The following is an 18,057-nucleotide window of genomic DNA, read 5'->3' on the forward strand; positions in this document are numbered from 1 at the left end:
CTCACGCGAGGTTGAAGATGGAGCGAGAGGTAGCATCCTGCCGATCTCCCCCCTTGAGGGGGAGATGCCCGGCAGGGCAGAGGGGGGTAAACCGCACACTCCGCGTCTCAATGCGAAAGCGCCCGAATAGCCGGATAAAGCGCGTGATACCGCCGATAGGCCTCCTCATAGGCCCCGGCCAGATCAGCCACCGGCTCAATCGTCCGCGCCGTCTCCGGCTGCGAGCAGACCGCCACCGGATCGGCCCCTGTCGCGGCGATCAGGCCAAGGCGAGCAGCACCGAAGGCCGCACCGAAATCGCCTTCTGCCGGAATATCCACCGGCACGCCGAGCGAGGTGGCAATCGAGGCAAGCCAATAGGCCGAACGCGAGCCGCCGCCGATGGCGGTGACGCGGGAAATCGAGGTGCCGGCGGATTTCAGCGCTTCGAGATTGTCCCTGATAGCAAAGGTCACACCTTCCAGCACCGCCTGGGTCAGCGCCTTGCGGTCGCCTTCATGCGAAAGACCGATGAAGGAGCCACGAATGGCCGCGTCATTATGCGGGGTGCGCTCGCCGGAAAGATAGGGCGCGAAGGTAACGCCGGTGGGCGCAAGCAGTGTCTCGCCCAGCTCGCCGGTCAGATCGGCGGCGGATTGCCCGGTGAGGCGGGAATACCAGTTCAGCGCATCGGTGGCGGAGAGGATGACGCCCATCTGGTGCCAGGTGTTGGGCAGCGCGTGGCAGAAGGCGTGCACGGCGCTTTCCGGCTTCGGCAGATAGGAGGCATTGGCGGCGAAGAGCACGCCGGATGTACCAAGCGAAACGAAGGCGTGGCCCTCCTTCACCGTGCCCATGCCGCAGGCGGAGGCGGCGTTGTCACCCGCACCGCCGGCCACCACGGCACGGCCGGAAATGCCCCATTCACCGGCGAGTTCGGCGCGAAGAACGCCCGCCTCATCCGTGCCTTCCACCAGCGACGGCATGTGTTTTTCATCCAGGCCGGTGGCGGCGAGAAGTTCGGAAGACCATTTGCGCGCGCCGGTATCAAGCCATGAGGTGCCGGCGGAGTCCGACATCTCGGAGATATATTCGCCCGTCAGCCACAGCCGCAGATAATCCTTCGGCAACAGCACCTTGGCCACTTTGGCGAAGATTTCAGGTTCGTTCTTCGCCACCCAGGCAAGCTTCGGCGCGGTGAAGCCGGGGAAGACGATATTGCCGGTGATCCTGCGGAAACGTGGATCGGCGTCGAGTGCTGCGGCCTCGGCATGGGAGCGGGTGTCATTCCACAGGATGCAGGGGCGCAGTACCTTGCCCTCGGCATCAACAAGCGTCGCGCCATGCATCTGGCCGGAAAGGCCAATGCCCTTCACTGCGGCAAGCTCCTTCGGGAACTTCTGCTTCAGGCCGGCGACGGCGGTTTTCGCGGCGGCTATCCAGTCCGCGGGATCCTGTTCCGACCAGCCATGATGCGGACGCGAAACCTCCAGCGAGCCGTTTGCCGAACCGACAATCTTCTGATCGCCATCCATCAGCAGGGCTTTGATGCCTGAAGTGCCAAGATCGAGACCGAGATACATGTATTTCTCCATTCCGGCGCTCCATGCGCCACTTTCAGCGTTTTTTAAAAGTCACCGCATTTCCGGACGGAAAACCGGCGGCCACTTTTCCTGGAAATGCTCTCATCAGGGAAGATTGTCCCTCAGGAATATGTCGATACGGATACGTTCCTGCGCTGCGATGACGGGCTGGCCGTCGGCACGCGCTTTCAACACGCGGATGGCGCTGCGCACCTCATGGCCGGCATCCTGATTGAGCACGGCGTCAAGCACGCCTTCCCGCAGCGCATTGGCGGTGTTTTCCGTCAGTTCATGGGCAATGACAGACAGCGACCTTTCACCGCCGGCGGCTCGGAGCGCCCGGATGAGGCCGCGATTGCCGGCGCCGAGACTGTAGATGCCGGAGAGTGCAGCATTGCCAAGCGCTCCGGCAACCAGCGCCTCGACGGTTGCCGGGTCATCCTTGCCCTCCAGCACCGGCAGAAGCCGCAATTGCGGAAATTCGGCTTCGATGACCGCGCGAAAACCCTCCAGACGTTCGCGATGGTCGCGCACCAGCATGGAACCGGCGACAACAGCGATATCGCCACCGCAGCTGGAGAGGAAACGTCCCATCAGGCTCGCCGCCGTGCGTCCCGCCGCGGCATTGTCGACACCGGCATAATGGTCGCGGCGCGAGCCGGAAAGATCGGACACCAGCGTCACCGTGGCAATGCCGTCTTCCGCCAGCCGGTCTGCCGCTTCCGCCACATCTTGCGAATCCGTGGCGACGAAAGCCACGCCCGACGGTTTTTCCCGCCGTGCCACCTCCAGAGCCTCGGTCAGCGCCGCGGCATTAAAGGGCGGCACCTCGATGATGCGGATCGCCGTGCGTTCCAGATGGGAGCGGGAGGCGGCGGCCCGAACCTCGGCCCTCAGCGTTGCCATGAAGGAATTGTCGTTGCCCGGCAGGATGAAGACCAGCGAATAATTACGGCCCTTGGCCAGATTGGCAGCGGCGATATCGCGCACATAACCAAGCTCGGCAATCGCCGCCTCCACGCGGGCGCGGGTGGCGGCGTGAACGCCCGGACGCATGTTCAGCACCCGGTCGATGGTGGCGAGGCTGACGCCTGCGCGCTCGGCAATATCATGAACTGTCGGCTTCATGGCTCCTCCCCTCGCCTTTGAATATCCAGCTTTGAGGCCGAGGTAAACCGAAAAATGATGTACGTACCTCATATTTCTTCGGAAGGCGGTATCGGGTTGGCGGCTCTTGGCGAAACGGTGCCGCGCGTTTCTTCTCCCCGCCGGGGAGAAGGTGGCCCGAAGGGTCGGATGAGGGGGCTAGCTCTCGGTCTATCGCTACCGTCGCCCCCTCATCCCGCTGCCGCGGACTTCTCCCCGACGGGGAGAAGAAATGTGCCGCCCCCCGCTCGCTCCATATTCAAAACAAAAAAGGGGCCGTCATTTTCGACGGCCCCAGCTCTGCGGTGGATGGGAGGGGATTTTTATCAGTGCGCCGCATCTGGCGGCGGCGCTGCCTTGGGTTTCTGGATCAGGATTGTCATGAAGATGAGGCTGCCGAACAAAAGCGTCAGCGCGAAGAACACATCCGCGAAGGCCAATATCCATGCCTGCTGCGAGACCATGCCGACCAGTTTCTTGATCGCGACGGAAGCGCCGTCCAACCCGTAGGAATCGTAGTTCGCGCCGACATTGTTCAGCCATTCCAGCGCCTGCGGATTGGAATAGCTGATATGTTCCGCCAGCCGCACATAATGATCGTCGGTGCGCTGCGACAGCAGGGTGTTGATGACGGCAAGGCCAACCGCGCCGCCGAGGTTACGGGTGAGGTTGAACAGGCCCGATGCATTGCGGATACGGGCGGGCGGCAGCGTGCCGAGCGCGATGTTGTTGATCGGCACCATGCACATCATCAGGCCAAAACCGCGCAGGATCTGCGGGATCAGCAGTTCATAGAAGTCCCAGTCGGTCGTCACATAGGTCATGATCCACGTGCCGCAGCCGAAGCTGATGAAGCCGATGGCCATCATCGCCCGCGGGTCGAGCTTGGTGGAGACCTTGCCGGCAATCGGCGCGGTGAAGAACATCGCAAGGCCGGAGACGAACATGGTCTCGCCGATCATCAGCGCATCATACCCCCTCACCCGGCCGAGATAGAGCGGGTAAAGATAGGTCAGCCCGTAAAGCCCGATGCCCATGACGAAGGAAAACAGCGAGCCGATGGAGAAGTTTCGGTCGGCGAAGGCGCGAATATCGACGACCGGGAATTCCACCTTGAAGGCGCGCCAGAAGAACACGACGGCACCGATGACCATGGCGACGGAGCCAAGGACGATATGCTCGTCGTTGAACCAGTCCTTGTTATTGCCCTCTTCCAGCACATATTCCAGCGAGCCGAGGAAGACCGCCATGGAGATCAGCCCCCACCAGTCGAACTTCTTCCAGAGCGACTTTTCCGGCTTGTCGAAATCGATCAGGCTCCAGGTGAGGATGGTGACGATGATGCCGGGGATGATGTTGACGAGGAACAGCCAGTGCCAGGAAAAGGCATTGGAGAGATAACCGCCGACCGTCGGCCCGATGGTGGGCGCAAGCGTGGCGACGAGACCGATGATCGGCGAGACGACTGAGCGCTTCGAGGGCGGGAAGATCGTAAAGGCGGCAGCAAAGACCGACGGGATCATGCCGCCGCCGATAAAGCCCTGGATCGCGCGGTAGACGATCATCTGGTCAATATTGGTGGCGGTGGCGCAGAGCGCGCTCGAAAGCGTGAAGCCGGCCGCACAGGTGGCGAAAAGCACGCGCGTGGAGAGAATGCGCGCCAGCGTGCCGGACAGCGGGATCATGATCACTTCGGCGATCAGATAGGAGGTCTGCACCCAGGCGATCTCATCCGAGCCGGCGCCGAGGCCGGCCTGGATTTCCGCCAGCGAGGCGGAAACGATCTGAATATCGAGAATGGACATGAACATGCCGAAGACCATCGCGAAGAACGCGATGAGCCTGCGCCTGTCCATCGGAGGATCGGCGGGGATCGACGCCCCGCCCGTACCGACAACCGTAGCCGCCATGATCTTGCCCTCGACGACGCTTTACTTGGCTTGCGCCGTTTTCGTATTTTCAGGCGCCGTGCGCGTGTCGACATCAACGACAACGCTCAGGCCCGCACGCAGATTGTGCTTTGCAAGATCGTCCTTCGAGAAGACGATACGAACAGGCACGCGCTGGATGACCTTTGTGAAGTTGCCCGTGGCATTTTCCGGCGGCAGCATGGAGAAGACCGAACCGGAGCCGGGCGAGATCGACTGCACCGTGCCTTCAATGGTCGCATCATCGAAGGCGTCCACATGGACACGAACCTTCGAGCCGGGAACAACGCTGGCCAGCTGCGTTTCCTTGAAATTGGCGTCGATATAAAGCTCATTCATCGGCACCAGCGAAGCCAGACGCTTGCCGACTGAGACGAGATCACCCGTCTGCACCGCCAGATTGCCGATGACGCCATCATAGGGCGCTTTCAGCACGGTGAAGGACAGGTCGCGAGCAGCCTTGTCGCGGGAAAGCTGCAGCGAGCGGATGGTGCTTTCGGCCTCTTCGCGTTGGGCGCGCAGAAGCTCGACATTGGCTTTCGCGGAAGAGATCGCCGCATCACCGGCCACGACATTCGCCTTGGCCTGATCGAGCGCAACCTGGGCATTGTCGGAAGCGGCAACGGTGCCGACGTCCTTCGCCTGCAATTCGCTGGCACGCTTCTGGGTGATTTCCGCGCCGCGAAGGGCGGCATCCAGCGCACCCTTCTGGGCAACGGCCTGTTCCTGCGATGCCTCGCCGCCAATGATCTGCGCATCGATACGCTTCAGCGACAGCTCCTCTGTGCGGATCTGCGCCTCAGCCTGTTCAAGCGCAATGCGATAGTCGCCATCATCCAGCGTCACCAGCGGATCGCCCGCCTTGACTTCCTGGTTTTCAACCACGTTCACCTTGGCAACGTAACCCGACACCTTGGGCGCGATGACCGCGATGTCACCTTCTATATAGGCATCATCGGTCGAGACCATGAAGCGGCCATCGATCCACCAGTTGTAACCGTACCAGCCGGCACCGGCGAGAAGGGCGACGGCGATGACCGGCAGAAGCTTCGAACGCTTCTTCTGCTTCGGAGCAGCGGTTGTCTGGGGCGGCTGTTGCGGCGGGGCATCAGCCGGCTTTGCCGGAGAGGTCTCGGCCTTGGCGGAGATATCCGCCTCTTCCGCATCGTTGACGGCGCGAACCGCGCTATTCTTCTGGGCCGACATGAGAGTATACCGTGATAGATTGAAGAAAGTTTTTCGAACTGAACCGTTCGGTTCGATTGACTTAATCTCTTTCCTGACACATATCAAGTGTTATCGAACCGATTGGTTCGACGTCTGGTTAATTTTTTTTACGCCATTGTGGTGCTAGGAGGCGATAACGATGGCAGGGGGAAACATGGATATGGAAGCGGACATGGAAACGGGCTGTCCCGGAAACCCCGCCGGGCGCTTTGCGGCGGGTGAGGACCCGGCAAAGCGCGAGCAGATTCTGGCCGGCGCCTGGCGCGTTTTCAAGCGCAAGGGCTTCGACGCCGCCAGCATGAACGACATCACCCGGGAAGCGGGCGTTTCCAAGGGTACGATCTATGTCTATTTCTCCAACAAGGAAGATCTTTTCGCCGCCCTCGTCGATCAGCACCGGCAGGAATTCGCCACCTCCATGCGCAACATTCTGGCCGGCACCGAAGAGGTGCGCGAAGGCCTGAAGCAGTTCGGCAAGGCCTTCGCCAACAAGATGATCTGTTCGGACATGGTCCCTGCCATGCGCTCGGTCATCGGCGTCATCGACCGCATGCCGAAGCTGGCGCAGCGTTTCTTCATTGCGGCGCCCAATAATGTGCGCACCGTGCTTCAGGATTTCATCGAGCACCACGTGGCGCTCGGACACCTGAAAGTGGATGATGTCGAGCTTGCCGCCCGGCAATATATAGAGCTTTCCACCGGCACCTTCTTCAAGCTGCGCCTGTTCGGAGAAATCGACGGCCCGGTTCCCGAAGAGGAACTCGACCGGGTGATCAACAGCGCCATCACGGTATTCATGGCGGCTTACGGAACCAACAGGGCCTGATTTCATTCAGCAACGGCACCAGCGCCGACACCCGGCCTGCGCGAAATTTCGATGAAATCTTGCGTGGTGGGGGCCTCATGCGCTTGTTTCTCGCGTATTGCGCTATAAATTCCACCCACCGAATGTTTCGGCTGGCCTTGTTGCTGAAAGGAAAACTTACCTGATGGAGTCCATTCTCCCTCTTCTATCTGACCCCGCCGCCTGGGTGGCGCTCGTCACGCTGATCGTCATGGAGGTCGTGCTCGGCATCGACAACCTGATCTTCATCTCCATCCTCACCAACAAGCTGCCGCCTGAACAGCGCGAAAAAGCCCGCAAGATCGGAATCGGCCTTGCCCTCGTCATGCGTCTCGGTCTGCTCGGCACCGTTGCCTGGATCGTGCAGCTCACCACACCGGTGTTTGAAGTCTTCGGCCACGCCTTCTCGTGGAAGGACATGATCCTGATCGCCGGCGGTCTCTTCCTCGTGTGGAAGGCCACCAAGGAAATCCACCACAATGTCGATCCTGAAGATCACAAGGAAGACATGGTGGGTGGCCCGGTGGCGATGAACTTCGGCGCGGCGATCGGCCAGATCCTGCTGCTCGACCTCGTCTTTTCGGTCGACAGCATCATCACCGCCGTTGGCATGACGCCGCACCTGCCGATCATGATCGTCGCCGTCGTCGTCGCCGTTGCCGTCATGCTGCTCGCCGCAACCCCGCTCGCCAACTTCATCGAGCGCAACCCCACCATCGTCATGCTGGCGCTCGCCTTCCTGATGATGATCGGCACGACGCTGATCGCCGAAGGCATGGGCTTCCATGTTCCCAAGGGTTATGTCTATGCCGCCATGGCGTTTTCGGCGCTGGTGGAGGTGCTTAACATGTTTGCGCGCAATGCGCGGCAGCGCAAGAAGGCAGAAGCTTCGGGCGACACCCGGCATTAACGCCCGGATATCAACGCCATTGTCCCTGTCATGCCGGATCAAGCCCCGGCATGACAGGAGAGATATGAAGCTCCGGCCCGGAACCGCATGACCCCGCCTTGCGTTCTTCGACACCATCACCGATAGAGCCCTCTATCGGCGCCTCTCCTTCGAAAGCATAGGCAAGCATGACGACTGACCAGATCCTCGCCTTCACCGTGATCGCCGGCATGATGGCAGCATTCATCTGGGACAGGTTCCGTTACGACGTCATCGCCTGCAGCGCATTGCTGGTGGCGGTGGCGCTTGGCGTCGTGCCTTTCAACAAGGCTTTCTCCGGTTTTTCCGACGATATCGTCATCATCGTCGCAAGCGCGCTGATCGTCAGTTCGGCCGTGGCGCGTTCGGGGGTCGTCGATATGACGATCAAGAAATATTTCCCGGAAATGCATTCCAAGGGCCTGCAACTGGCCTTTCTGATGATCGTCGTCGCCATCATGTCGGCCTTCATCAAGAATATCGGCGCACTTGCCATCATGATGCCCGTCGCCTTCCAGTTTGCCCGCAAATCCGGCAGCCCCGTTTCTTATTATCTGATGCCGATGGCCTTTGCCGCGCTGCTGGGCGGGTTGATGACGCAGATCGGCACCTCGCCCAACATCGTCGTTTCCCGGCTGCGGGAGGAAATGACCGGCCAGAGCTTTTCGATGTTCGACTTCACCCCCGTCGGTGCGGGGCTGACCGTGATCGGCATCATCTTCCTGACCTTCGGTTACCGGCTGCTGCCGGTGCGCAACCGCCAGCAGGCATCGGTGGAGGATGCTCTCGACCAGGCGACCTACACGGCGGAGGCAACGCTGCCGGCCGACAGCACCTTTGCCGACAGGCCGCTGCGCGAACTTTTGAAACAGGCCGATGGCGACGTGATCGCCAGCACCATCCTGCGCGGACCGCGGCGCATCTCCCCCTTCCCCGACGTCAAGCTGAAGGCCGGAGACACGGTTCTGCTTGAAGGCAGCCCCGAAGGGTTGGACCGCATCGTTTCGCAGGCGAAACTGCTGCTGTCCGGCAAACCGCTAACCGAAAACGGCCAGAAAACCGGCGATCTCATCTCCATGGAAGCGGTGATCAGCAATGAATCGGTGCTAACAGGCATTTCAGCCCGCGAACTTTCCCTGTCCTACACGCGCGGCGTCAATCTGATCGCCGTCAGCCGTCGCGGCCAGCGCGTCAGCCAGCGGCTTTCCGACCTGACCTTGCAGGCGGGCGACGTCATCCTGCTGCAGGGCAGCCGCAAGAACCTGCCGCACGTATTGCAGGAGTTCTCCCTTCTGCCCTTGGCCCAGCGGGAAATCCTGCTCGGCGTGCAGCGCCGTGCGCTTCTGCCCGTCATCGTGCTGGCCGCGGCCATGCTTGCCGCCGGCAGCGGGCTGGTGCCGGTCTCGGTCGCCTTTTTCGCCGCCGCCTTCCTGATGATCGTCGTCGGCGCCATTCCGCTTGCCGAAGTCTATAAATCGATCGACGGGCCGATCCTCGTCATGCTCGCCGCCCTTATTCCCGTCAGTGACAGTCTTCGCACCAGCGGCGCCAGCGAATTGATCGCCGCCTGGCTGGGCCAGGCAGCGCAAGGGCTGCCGCCTTTCGCGGCGCTCGGCATGATCCTCTTGACCGCCATGGCAGTGACGCCCTTCCTCAACAATGCCGCCACCGTGCTGGTCATGGCCCCCATCGCCGCCGGTTTCGCCACCACGCTCGGGTTCCGGCCGGAGGCCTTCCTGATGGCGGTGGCGATCGGCGCCGGCTGCGATTTCCTCACCCCCATCGGCCACCAGTGCAACACGCTGGTCATGGGCCCCGGCGGTTACCGCTTCAGCGACTATCCGCGCCTCGGCCTGCCGCTGTCGATCATGATCGTCATTGCCAGCATTCCCATGCTCCTTTACGTCTGGCCAGTGAACTAGGACTCTGGGCCAGGACGCTGAACCAGCGCGTCCCGTCGCCGTGCGAAGACAGCGCAGGCTTCGTATTTCCTTGACGCCTGCGGCAGAATATGGCCTAAGCCGAAGCCGAACGGGAATGTGCAAAAGACGCTTTCATTGCGTCTTCCAACATGATTTCCTGCCGCATCCAAACGAAAACATCGTGACAGAGGGATGAAACCGCCCCGATGTCACTGCCACGTCACGACGAGTGAATTTCATGACCACTTCCGGCGTTCGCGTCCGCATCGCACCTTCCCCCACCGGCGAGCCGCATGTCGGCACCGCCTATATCGCGCTGTTCAACTATCTCTTCGCCCAGAAACATGGCGGCGAGTTCATCCTGCGCATCGAGGATACCGACGCCACCCGCTCGACCCTTGAATATGAGCAGAAGGTGCTGGAAGCCCTGCGCTGGACCGGCCTCACCTGGTCGGAAGGCCCCGATGTCGGCGGACCTTACGGTCCCTACCGCCAGTCCGAGCGCAAGCCGATGTACTGGCCCTATGCAGAAGAACTGCTGGAAAAAGGCCATGCCTTCCGCTGTTTCTGCACGCCCGAGCGGCTGGAAGAAATGCGCGAAGCGCAGCGCGCCGCCGGCAAGCCGCCGAAATATGACGGCCATTGCCTTAACCTGAAGGCCGAGGAAGTCACCGCCCGCGTCGCCGCCGGCGAGGCCAATGTCGTGCGCATGAAAATCCCGACCGAAGGCTCGTGCGATTTCCATGACGGCGTTTATGGCGATGTCTCGATACCCTGGGATTCGGTTGACATGCAGGTGCTGATCAAGGCCGATGGCATGCCGACCTATCACATGGCCAACGTCATCGACGACCATCTGATGAAGATCACCCATGTGGCGCGCGGCGAGGAATGGCTGGCCTCCGTGCCGAAGCACATCCTGCTTTACCGTTATTTCGGCTGGCAGGAGCCGGTGTTCATGCATCTTTCGCTGATGCGCAACGCCGACAAGTCCAAGCTTTCCAAGCGCAAGAACCCGACCTCGATCTCCTATTATTCTGCGCTCGGTTACCTGCCGGAAGCGCTGATGAACTTCCTTGGCCTGTTCTTCATCCAGATCGCCGAAGGCGAAGAACTTCTGACCATGGACGAGCTGGCGGCGAAGTTCGATCCCGAAGCGCTGTCCAAGGCCGGCGCCATCTTCGACATCCAGAAGCTGGACTGGCTGAACGGCCGCTGGCTGCGCGAAAAGCTTTCGCCGGAAGAATTCATTTCCCGCACGCTGGAATGGGCGATGGAAAATGCCCGTCTGACCGAAGGCCTGAAGCTTGCGCAGAGCCGCATTTCAAGACTCGGCGAATTGCCGAACCTTGCCGGCTTCCTGCTCGCAAGCGATGTCGGCCTGACACCGGCCTCCTTTGCGGGCCTGAAGAGCAAGCCGGAGGAAATCCACGAAATCCTCACCACGGTTGCCGCAGACCTCGAAAAAATGCCGGACTGGAATGTGGAAGCGATCGAGGCCGAGCTGCGCGATGTGGCCGAACGGACCGGCAAGAAGCTGCGCGTCGTGACGCCGCCGCTGTTTGTGGCCATGTCCGGTTCCTCGCGCTCGCTGCCGCTGTTTGACTCGATGGCGCTGCTTGGCCGCTCCGTGGTGCGCCAGCGGTTGAAGATGGCGATTGCCGTTGTGGCCACGATGGTTGGCAGCGGAAGCTGATAGTTATGTGCTGGCGGCGACGGCAGCATTCTAGAATACCCGAAATACCCCCCTCTGCCCTGCCGGGCATCTCCCCCACAAGGGGGGAGATCAGATGCCGCACCCGCTCGTTCCATGGGCAAGGTGTAAGCCACTTGTCGATCTCCCCCCTTGTGGGGGAGATGCCCGGCAGGGCAGAGGGGGGTAACCGCAACGAACAAAGCCCTCTTAAGGCAAAAAACAATGACCGACACCAAGACCGAAACCACCGCCCTCTCCTCCGACGCCACCGAAGTGCGCCGCCAGAAACTTGCGCTGCTGCGCGAGCAGATCGGCGATGTCTATCCGGCGCATTTCCACCGCACGCTGACCAATGCGGAGCTTTCGGAAAAATACGCCGATATCGAAGCCGACGTTGAAACCGGCGATACGGTGACGGTGGCCGGCCGCGTTTATTCCTCGCGCAATTCCGGCATGTTCATGGATATCCATGACGCCTCGGGCAAGGTGCAGATCTTCTCCCACAAGGATACGACGCCGGAAGCGGCGCGCAACCTGCTGCCGATGATCGATATCGGCGACATCATTGGCGTGACGGGCAAGGTGCGCCGCACCAAGCGCGGCGAGCTGACGATCAATGCCGAAGAAATCACCATGCTGACGAAGTCGCTGCTGCCGATGCCGGAAAAGTGGCACGGCGTCTCCGACATCGAGCTGCGTTACCGCAAGCGTCATCTGGACATTCTCTCCAACGAAGAATCCAAGCTGCGCTTCCTGCAGCGCTCGAAGATCCTCTCCGGCATCCGCCGCTTCATGGAGGCAGAAGGCTTCCTCGAAGTGGAAACACCGATGCTGCAGACCATCTATGGCGGCGCGACGGCCGATCCGTTCAAGACCTTCCACAACACGCTGAAGATGGACATGTATCTGCGCATCGCGCCGGAACTGTACCTGAAGCGCACGCTGGTTTCGGGCCTGACCGACAAGGTCTTCGAAATCAACCGCAACTTCCGTAACGAAGGCGTTTCCACAAGGCACAATCCTGAATTCACCATGATGGAGTGCTATTGGGCCTATGCCGACTACGAAGACATCATGGGTCTCGTGGAGCGGCTGTTCGAGACGCTGGCAATAGCCTTGCACGGCACGACCGAAGTTGAATTCCAGGGCCAGACGATCTCCTTCAAGGGCCCGTTCAAGCGCGTACCGATGCCTGATGCTGTGAAGGAAGCGACCGGTATCGACTTCCTTGCCATCAAGACCGACGAAGAAGCCCGCGCTGCCGCCAAGGCTGCAGGCTTTGCGGTGGAGAAGGACTGGACATGGGGCGAATGCCTTGCCTTCATCTTCGAAGAGAAGGTGGAAGGCACGCTGATCCAGCCGAGCCACGTCACGCATTTCCCGAAGGACATTTCGCCGTTTGCCAAGGAAGTGCCGGGCGAGCCGCGCCTCGTCGAGCGTTTCGAAAGCTATTGCAACGCCTGGGAAGTGGGCAACGCCTTCTCCGAACTCAACGATCCGGAAGAACAGCGCCGCCGCATGGTGGAACAGCTGGAACAGGCGCACGCCCGCGGTGAAAAGGACAAGCAGCTGGACGAGGAATTCCTCGATGCCATCGACCAGGGCATGCCGCCCGCCGGCGGTCTCGGCATCGGCGTCGATCGCCTGATCATGCTGCTCACCAACGCCCCGTCGATCCGTGACGTCATCCTCTTCCCGGCCCGCCGCAACAAGGCGGATTGAACGCACGAAAACGAAGGCGGCCTCACGGCCGCCTACTCCGGATGAGATTTTCTTCATCGCCATGCTTGGGACAGGCCCACTGCTGTCCGGTTTAAATTTTCGCGCGCCGCCTATAACATAGATTTTTAATGATGGTCAGACGTCACGCGCCCTTCGGACACGAATGAAGTATGGGCGTCCTTCGATGAAGGGCAAACCTCGCCAGACACTCTGACGTCATCCTCGGGCTTGTCCCGAGGATCTGCAATGGTTTGATTTTGTTCACGTGTTTAGATCCTTGGGACAAGCCCAAGGATGACGTCGTTACAATTGGCCTGACTCGCTTTTCTATCGGACAACGGCCTCCGTTTAAAACGGACGCCCCTAGTGCCCGGCCTTGCCCGCACCCGGCTCCTCAGCCGCCGGTTTTTCCTCCGCCGCCTGCGCGGTCGTCGAGCCTTTTCCGAAGATCAACGATTTCAGATAGGTCAGGCTGAAGATGCTGCCGCCATCGGCTTCCGGTGTCGAAGTCAGCAATTCATCGGCACCGGGTTCGCCCCGCGCTTCGGGAGACGGCTGTTCTCCGTGCGCTTCCGCACCGGCCCCGCCTTCATCCGTTTCCGCGGGTGCTGCACCATGGCCGCCACCCTCGTCCTTGGCTTCGCCATGTCCGGCCGCGCCTTTCGCAGCCTTGCCTTCATGGCCTTCAGCAATGGTATTCGAAGCCGGCGTCGCGCAATCGGCGGTATCGCTCAGGCTTGCGGCCATGGTTTCGGCGTCCTCAAGCGGTAGATCGATACGCAGCCCATAAAACTGGCCGCTGCCATTGGCCGCGCCATCATAATAAAAAGCGGAATAGCGCTGGGCATCGGCGCCCTGCGGAATTTTGGCGGGATCAGGAATGAAGACGACCTGTGCGGCAATGGCCCGGCCGCGCATTTCCGAGCGTAATTGCGGGCCATTTCGGTCAAGCACCGACACCTGTACCAGATCGGGCTTCTGTTTATCGTAAACTGCCTTGGCAACGCGGAGTGCGGTTTTCAACCGCTCCGTGCCATCACCACCTGCGGTGCGGATGAATTTCCGCACCCATAAGGAACCGTTCTTGCGGATGTTGACCGTCTGGACTGCGTCGCAGGAAAGCCCGTTGGTGGAAGCGTAGGATGGGCCAAGCAGCCGATCGCTGCCGATGAACACGGCAGCAGAACCGGTCGCACCCGCCAAAAGCAGGATCCCGCCTACGATCACAACGAGTTTGCGCGAAAACCGCATTCGTCCGAATACAGCTTTCACCCGCAACATCCTGACATCAAGTACCCCGCCTTATCGCCCTCACCCCGAAACGTGGCTCTGATGATGAGGAACACACGCGGGATAAAGCTCGCAACCTCGTTGTCCGAGCCTTACGATACTGCCGCTTTCTCATTGAAAAAAGTTTAACCACCCCGGCGCAACGCCGGCAAAAACGCACCATTTTCAGACATTTTCAAATGACGCTAAATTGCGAATGATTTGCAATAGCGTTGACAAGTGTGATTTTATAACAGATGGTATTGCGAATTAATCGCAACAAACATTCGGTGACAGACGTGAACTTCCAGAAAATCCGGCATGCTCTTTTTGCTTTTTCACTTTTTCTCCCCGCCGCCGCAGTGGCACAGGAAAAACCAAAGGTGGTGACGACCTTCACCATCATCGCCGACATGGCTCGCAACGTGGCGGGCGATGCGGCCGAAGTGGAAAGCATTACCAAGCCGGGTGCTGAAATTCACAACTATCAACCAACCCCGCGAGACATCCTCAAAGCCCGCAAAGCCGATCTGGTGCTGCGCAATGGTCTCAATCTGGAATTGTGGTTCGAGAAATTCCTGGCCAACCTCTCCGGCGTGCCGAGCGTGACGGTGAGCGATGGCGTGACGCCGATGGCGATCAGCGGCGGGGCATACCAGGGAAAACCCAATCCGCATGCCTGGATGTCTCCCGATAACGCCTTGATCTATGTGGAAAATATCCGCAAGGGCCTTGCCGGGATCGACCCCGCCCATGCCGATGTCTATGCCGCCAATGCCAAGGCCTATTCGGATAAGATCAAGGCTACCGTCCAGCCCATTCGCGATACGCTTTCCGTTCTGCCGGAAAACAAGCGCTGGTTGGTAACGAGCGAAGGCGCCTTCTCTTATCTTGCCCGCGATTTCGGGCTGAAGGAACTGTTCCTGTGGCCGGTCAATGCCGACAGCCAGGGCACACCGCAGCAGGTGCGTGGCGTGATCGACGCCATGCGCGAGCACAATATCCAGGTTATCTTCAGCGAAAGCACGGTGTCCGCCGATCCCGCCGAGCAGGTGGCCAAGGAAACCGGCGCAACCTATGGCGGCATACTCTACGTGGATTCGCTGAGCGAAGCGGATGGCCCGGTTCCGACCTATCTCGATCTGCTGCGGGTGACGAGCGAAACCATCGCAAAAGGCCTGTCATCATGAGAATGGGCGGTAAAAAAATTGCCGGCGGCCTGGCGGTTCAAAATGCGACAGTGACATATCGCAACGGCCACACAGCATTGAGAAATGCCAGCTTCTCCATCCCCCGCGGAACGATCACTGCACTTGTCGGCGTCAATGGCGCCGGCAAGTCCACGATTTTCAAGGCGATCATGGGTTTCGTGCCGCTGGCCGCCGGTTCCGTCTCGATCTTCGACCTGCCGGTGAAAGAGGCGCTCAGGAAAAACCTCGTTGCTTACGTGCCGCAGGCCGAGGAGGTGGACTGGAGCTTTCCGGTGCTGGTGGAGGATGTGGTGATGATGGGCCGTTATGGCCACATGAACTTCCTGCGCATCCCGTCCAAACGCGATCACCAGATGGTGGAAGAGGCGCTGAAACGCGTCAACATGCTCGATTATCGCAAAAGGCAGATCGGCGAGCTTTCCGGCGGGCAGAAGAAGCGGGTATTTCTGGCCCGCGCACTGGCGCAGGAAGGCCAGGTCATCCTGCTCGACGAACCCTTCACCGGCGTCGACGTGACGACGGAAGAACAGATCGTCGCCCTTTTGAAGGCATTGCGCGACGAGGGCCGCGTCATGCTGGTTTCCACCCATAATCTCGGCAGCGTCCCTGAATTTTGCGACCGCGCAGTCTTCGTCAAGGGCACGGTGCTGGCGTCAGGTAGAACCGAGGATACCTTTACCGAGGAGAACCTGCAAAAAGCCTTCGGCGGCAGCCTGCGCCACTTCATCCTCGGCGGGGCCGACCTGCATGACGATGCCGATCCACGCCGGGTGAAGGTCATCACCGATGACGAACGGCCTTTCGTGATTTACGGCAAGAATGGCCAGAATGGGCATGATCCTGAGGCTCCGAAGGAAAAAGTCGATGATAAACAGCCTTCTTGAGCCCTTCACCTATGGCTACATGCTGAACGCCATCTGGGTCAGCGCGCTGGTCGGCGGCGTCTGCGGCTTCCTGTCTGCCTATCTGATGCTGAAGGGCTGGTCGCTGATCGGCGACGCGCTTTCCCATGCCATCGTTCCGGGTGTTGCCGGCGCCTATATGCTCGGCCTGCCCTTTTCCCTTGGGGCCTTTCTCTCAGGCGGGCTTGCCGCCGGCTCCATGCTGTTCCTGAACCAGAAGACGAGGCTCAAGGAAGACGCGATCATCGGCCTGATCTTCACCTCGTTTTTCGGGCTGGGGCTGTTCATGGTTTCGCTGTCGCCCACCTCGATCAATATCCAGACCATCGTGCTCGGCAATATTCTGGCAATCACCACCGAAGACACCATTCAGCTGGCGCTGATCGGCGGCATCAGCCTTTTGGTGCTGGCGTTGAAATGGCGCGACTTCATGGTCGTCTTCTTCGATGAGAACCATGCCCGCACCGTGGGGCTGAAACCGGAAGTGCTGAAAGTGATCTTCTTCACCCTGCTCGCCGCCTCCACGGTTGCCGCCCTTCAGACCGTCGGAGCCTTCCTCGTCGTCGCCATGGTGGTGACGCCGGGCGCCACCGCCTATCTCCTGACAGACCGTTTCGAGCGGCTGATCCTGATGAGCCTCATCATCGGCGCGGCCACCAGCTTCGTCGGCGCCTATCTCAGCTATTTCCTCGATGGCGCCACCGGCGGCGTCATCGTCGTGCTGCAAACGGCGATTTTCCTTGCCGCCTTCGTCTTTGCACCCAAACACGGGCTGCTCGCCTCCAGAGCCAAGGCCCGCAAGGCGCTCGGAGAAACGCCATGAGTGAATATCTCGAACTCGCCATCCTGCCGTTTCAACTGCCCTTCATGCAATATGCCTTCGTGATCACCCTGATGATCGCCGTGCCGATGGCGATGCTCTCGTGCTTTCTGGTGCTGAAGGGCTGGTCGCTGATGGGGGATGCGGTTTCCCATGCCGTGCTGCCGGGCGTGGTGATCGCCTATATCATCAACATTCCGCTTTCCATCGGCGCCTTCATCGCCGGCATGATCTGCGCGCTCGGCACCGGTTTCATCAAGGAAAACAGCCGCATCAAGGAAGATACGGTGCTCGGCATCGTCTTTTCCGGCATGTTCGGGCTGGGGCTGGTGCTTTACGTGAAGGTGCAGAGCGACATGCACCTCGATCATATCCTCTTCGGCGACATGCTGGGCATTGCCCCCTCAGACATGCTGGAGACCGGCCTGATCGCGCTTTTCGCCACGCTGTTCCTCGGACTGTTACGCAAGGATCTGCTGGTCAATGCTTTCGATCCGCAACATGCCAAGGCGATCGGCCTGCCGGTGCGTATCCTGCATTACGGTCTGCTGATGGTCCTGTCGCTCACCGTGGTCGGCGCGCTGAAGGCGGTGGGCATCATCCTCTCGGTCGCCATGCTGGTCACGCCGGGCGCAATCGCCTTTCTGCTGACACGGCGCTTTTCCGCCATGCTTGTTGTGGCCATCATGGTGGCGGTCGTCTCATCACTGTCAGGCATATGGCTGAGCTTCCTGATCGACAGTGCACCGGCTCCCACCATCGTGCTGTTCATGAGCATCGCCTTCGTCGCAACCTTCATCCGCACCACCTGGAAAGCCCGCCGGATCGACGCGGCGGCTGAAAAAGGGATTTAAAACAACGATTTTTGCGGGCGCATGGA

At 60.3% G+C, this 18,057-nt stretch carries 14 protein-coding genes; 9 read left to right on the forward strand and 5 right to left on the reverse strand.

Annotated elements, in window-relative coordinates:
• Positions 1-107: 107 nt before the first annotated feature.
• The 4 genes from xylB to ACQZ5F_RS14065 all read right to left on the reverse strand — a co-directional run bounded on the left by xylB (position 108) and on the right by ACQZ5F_RS14065 (position 5,842).
• On the reverse strand, positions 108-1,562 hold the full coding sequence (xylB, locus tag ACQZ5F_RS14050) for a xylulokinase (protein WP_225338915.1): 1,455 nt from the start codon (positions 1,560-1,562) through the stop codon (positions 108-110).
• A 105-nt stretch (positions 1,563-1,667) separates the two neighbouring features.
• Positions 1,668-2,690, reverse strand: a complete 1,023-nt coding sequence (locus ACQZ5F_RS14055) for a LacI family DNA-binding transcriptional regulator (RefSeq protein WP_225338522.1) — start codon at positions 2,688-2,690, stop codon at positions 1,668-1,670.
• A gap of 344 nt (positions 2,691-3,034) precedes the next feature.
• The gene (locus ACQZ5F_RS14060; RefSeq protein ID WP_052820792.1) at positions 3,035-4,618 is read right to left on the reverse strand and encodes a DHA2 family efflux MFS transporter permease subunit; all 1,584 of its coding nucleotides are present in this window, start codon (positions 4,616-4,618) and stop codon (positions 3,035-3,037) included.
• Positions 4,619-4,639: 21 nt separating this feature from the next.
• Positions 4,640-5,842: an HlyD family secretion protein gene (locus ACQZ5F_RS14065; RefSeq protein WP_052820791.1), complete on the reverse strand. Its 1,203-nt coding sequence runs from the start codon at positions 5,840-5,842 to the stop codon at positions 4,640-4,642.
• A 160-nt stretch (positions 5,843-6,002) separates the two neighbouring features.
• Here ACQZ5F_RS14065 and ACQZ5F_RS14070 point away from each other — a divergent pair, with 160 nt between their 5' ends.
• The 5 genes from ACQZ5F_RS14070 to lysS all read left to right on the forward strand — a co-directional run bounded on the left by ACQZ5F_RS14070 (position 6,003) and on the right by lysS (position 12,975).
• Positions 6,003-6,689 carry a TetR/AcrR family transcriptional regulator gene (locus ACQZ5F_RS14070; RefSeq protein ID WP_046800821.1) on the forward strand — a complete coding sequence of 229 codons (687 nt, stop codon included), beginning with the start codon at positions 6,003-6,005 and terminating at the stop codon, positions 6,687-6,689.
• 163 nt (positions 6,690-6,852) lie between these two features.
• Complete coding sequence (locus ACQZ5F_RS14075; RefSeq protein ID WP_046800820.1) at positions 6,853-7,617, forward strand: TerC family protein; 765 nt, start codon at positions 6,853-6,855, stop codon at positions 7,615-7,617.
• A gap of 167 nt (positions 7,618-7,784) precedes the next feature.
• Complete coding sequence (locus ACQZ5F_RS14080; RefSeq protein WP_225338523.1) at positions 7,785-9,557, forward strand: SLC13 family permease; 1,773 nt, start codon at positions 7,785-7,787, stop codon at positions 9,555-9,557.
• 238 nt (positions 9,558-9,795) lie between these two features.
• Entirely contained in the window at positions 9,796-11,253 is a 1,458-nt protein-coding gene (gltX, locus tag ACQZ5F_RS14085; protein ID WP_225338524.1) for a glutamate--tRNA ligase, read from the forward strand.
• 222 nt (positions 11,254-11,475) lie between these two features.
• On the forward strand, positions 11,476-12,975 hold the full coding sequence (lysS, locus tag ACQZ5F_RS14090; protein ID WP_225338525.1) for a lysine--tRNA ligase: 1,500 nt from the start codon (positions 11,476-11,478) through the stop codon (positions 12,973-12,975).
• 363 nt (positions 12,976-13,338) lie between these two features.
• Here lysS and ACQZ5F_RS14095 read toward each other — a convergent pair whose 3' ends face one another.
• Complete coding sequence (locus tag ACQZ5F_RS14095; RefSeq protein WP_225338526.1) at positions 13,339-14,256, reverse strand: hypothetical protein; 918 nt, start codon at positions 14,254-14,256, stop codon at positions 13,339-13,341.
• Positions 14,257-14,543: 287 nt separating this feature from the next.
• Between ACQZ5F_RS14095 and ACQZ5F_RS14100 the strand changes: the two genes are divergently transcribed.
• Genes ACQZ5F_RS14100 through ACQZ5F_RS14115 form a run of 4 tightly spaced genes read left to right on the forward strand, consistent with a single transcriptional unit; the run spans position 14,544 to position 18,031 of the window.
• Entirely contained in the window at positions 14,544-15,434 is an 891-nt protein-coding gene (locus ACQZ5F_RS14100; RefSeq protein ID WP_046800816.1) for a metal ABC transporter substrate-binding protein, read from the forward strand.
• Positions 15,431-16,339, forward strand: a complete 909-nt coding sequence (locus ACQZ5F_RS14105; protein WP_312359578.1) for a manganese/iron ABC transporter ATP-binding protein — start codon at positions 15,431-15,433, stop codon at positions 16,337-16,339. Before ACQZ5F_RS14100 ends, ACQZ5F_RS14105 begins: the two co-directional genes overlap by 4 nt.
• A complete protein-coding gene (locus ACQZ5F_RS14110) occupies positions 16,320-17,180 on the forward strand; it encodes a metal ABC transporter permease (protein ID WP_052819063.1) in 861 nt (286 codons plus the stop codon). The genes ACQZ5F_RS14105 and ACQZ5F_RS14110 overlap by 20 nt, the downstream gene beginning before the upstream one ends.
• Positions 17,177-18,031 (forward strand): metal ABC transporter permease, encoded by an 855-nt coding sequence (locus ACQZ5F_RS14115; protein ID WP_225338527.1) that lies wholly within the window; start codon positions 17,177-17,179, stop codon positions 18,029-18,031. The genes ACQZ5F_RS14110 and ACQZ5F_RS14115 overlap by 4 nt, the downstream gene beginning before the upstream one ends.
• Positions 18,032-18,057 lie beyond the last annotated feature (26 nt).

Source organism: Agrobacterium sp. 22-210-1 (assembly GCF_053522525.1).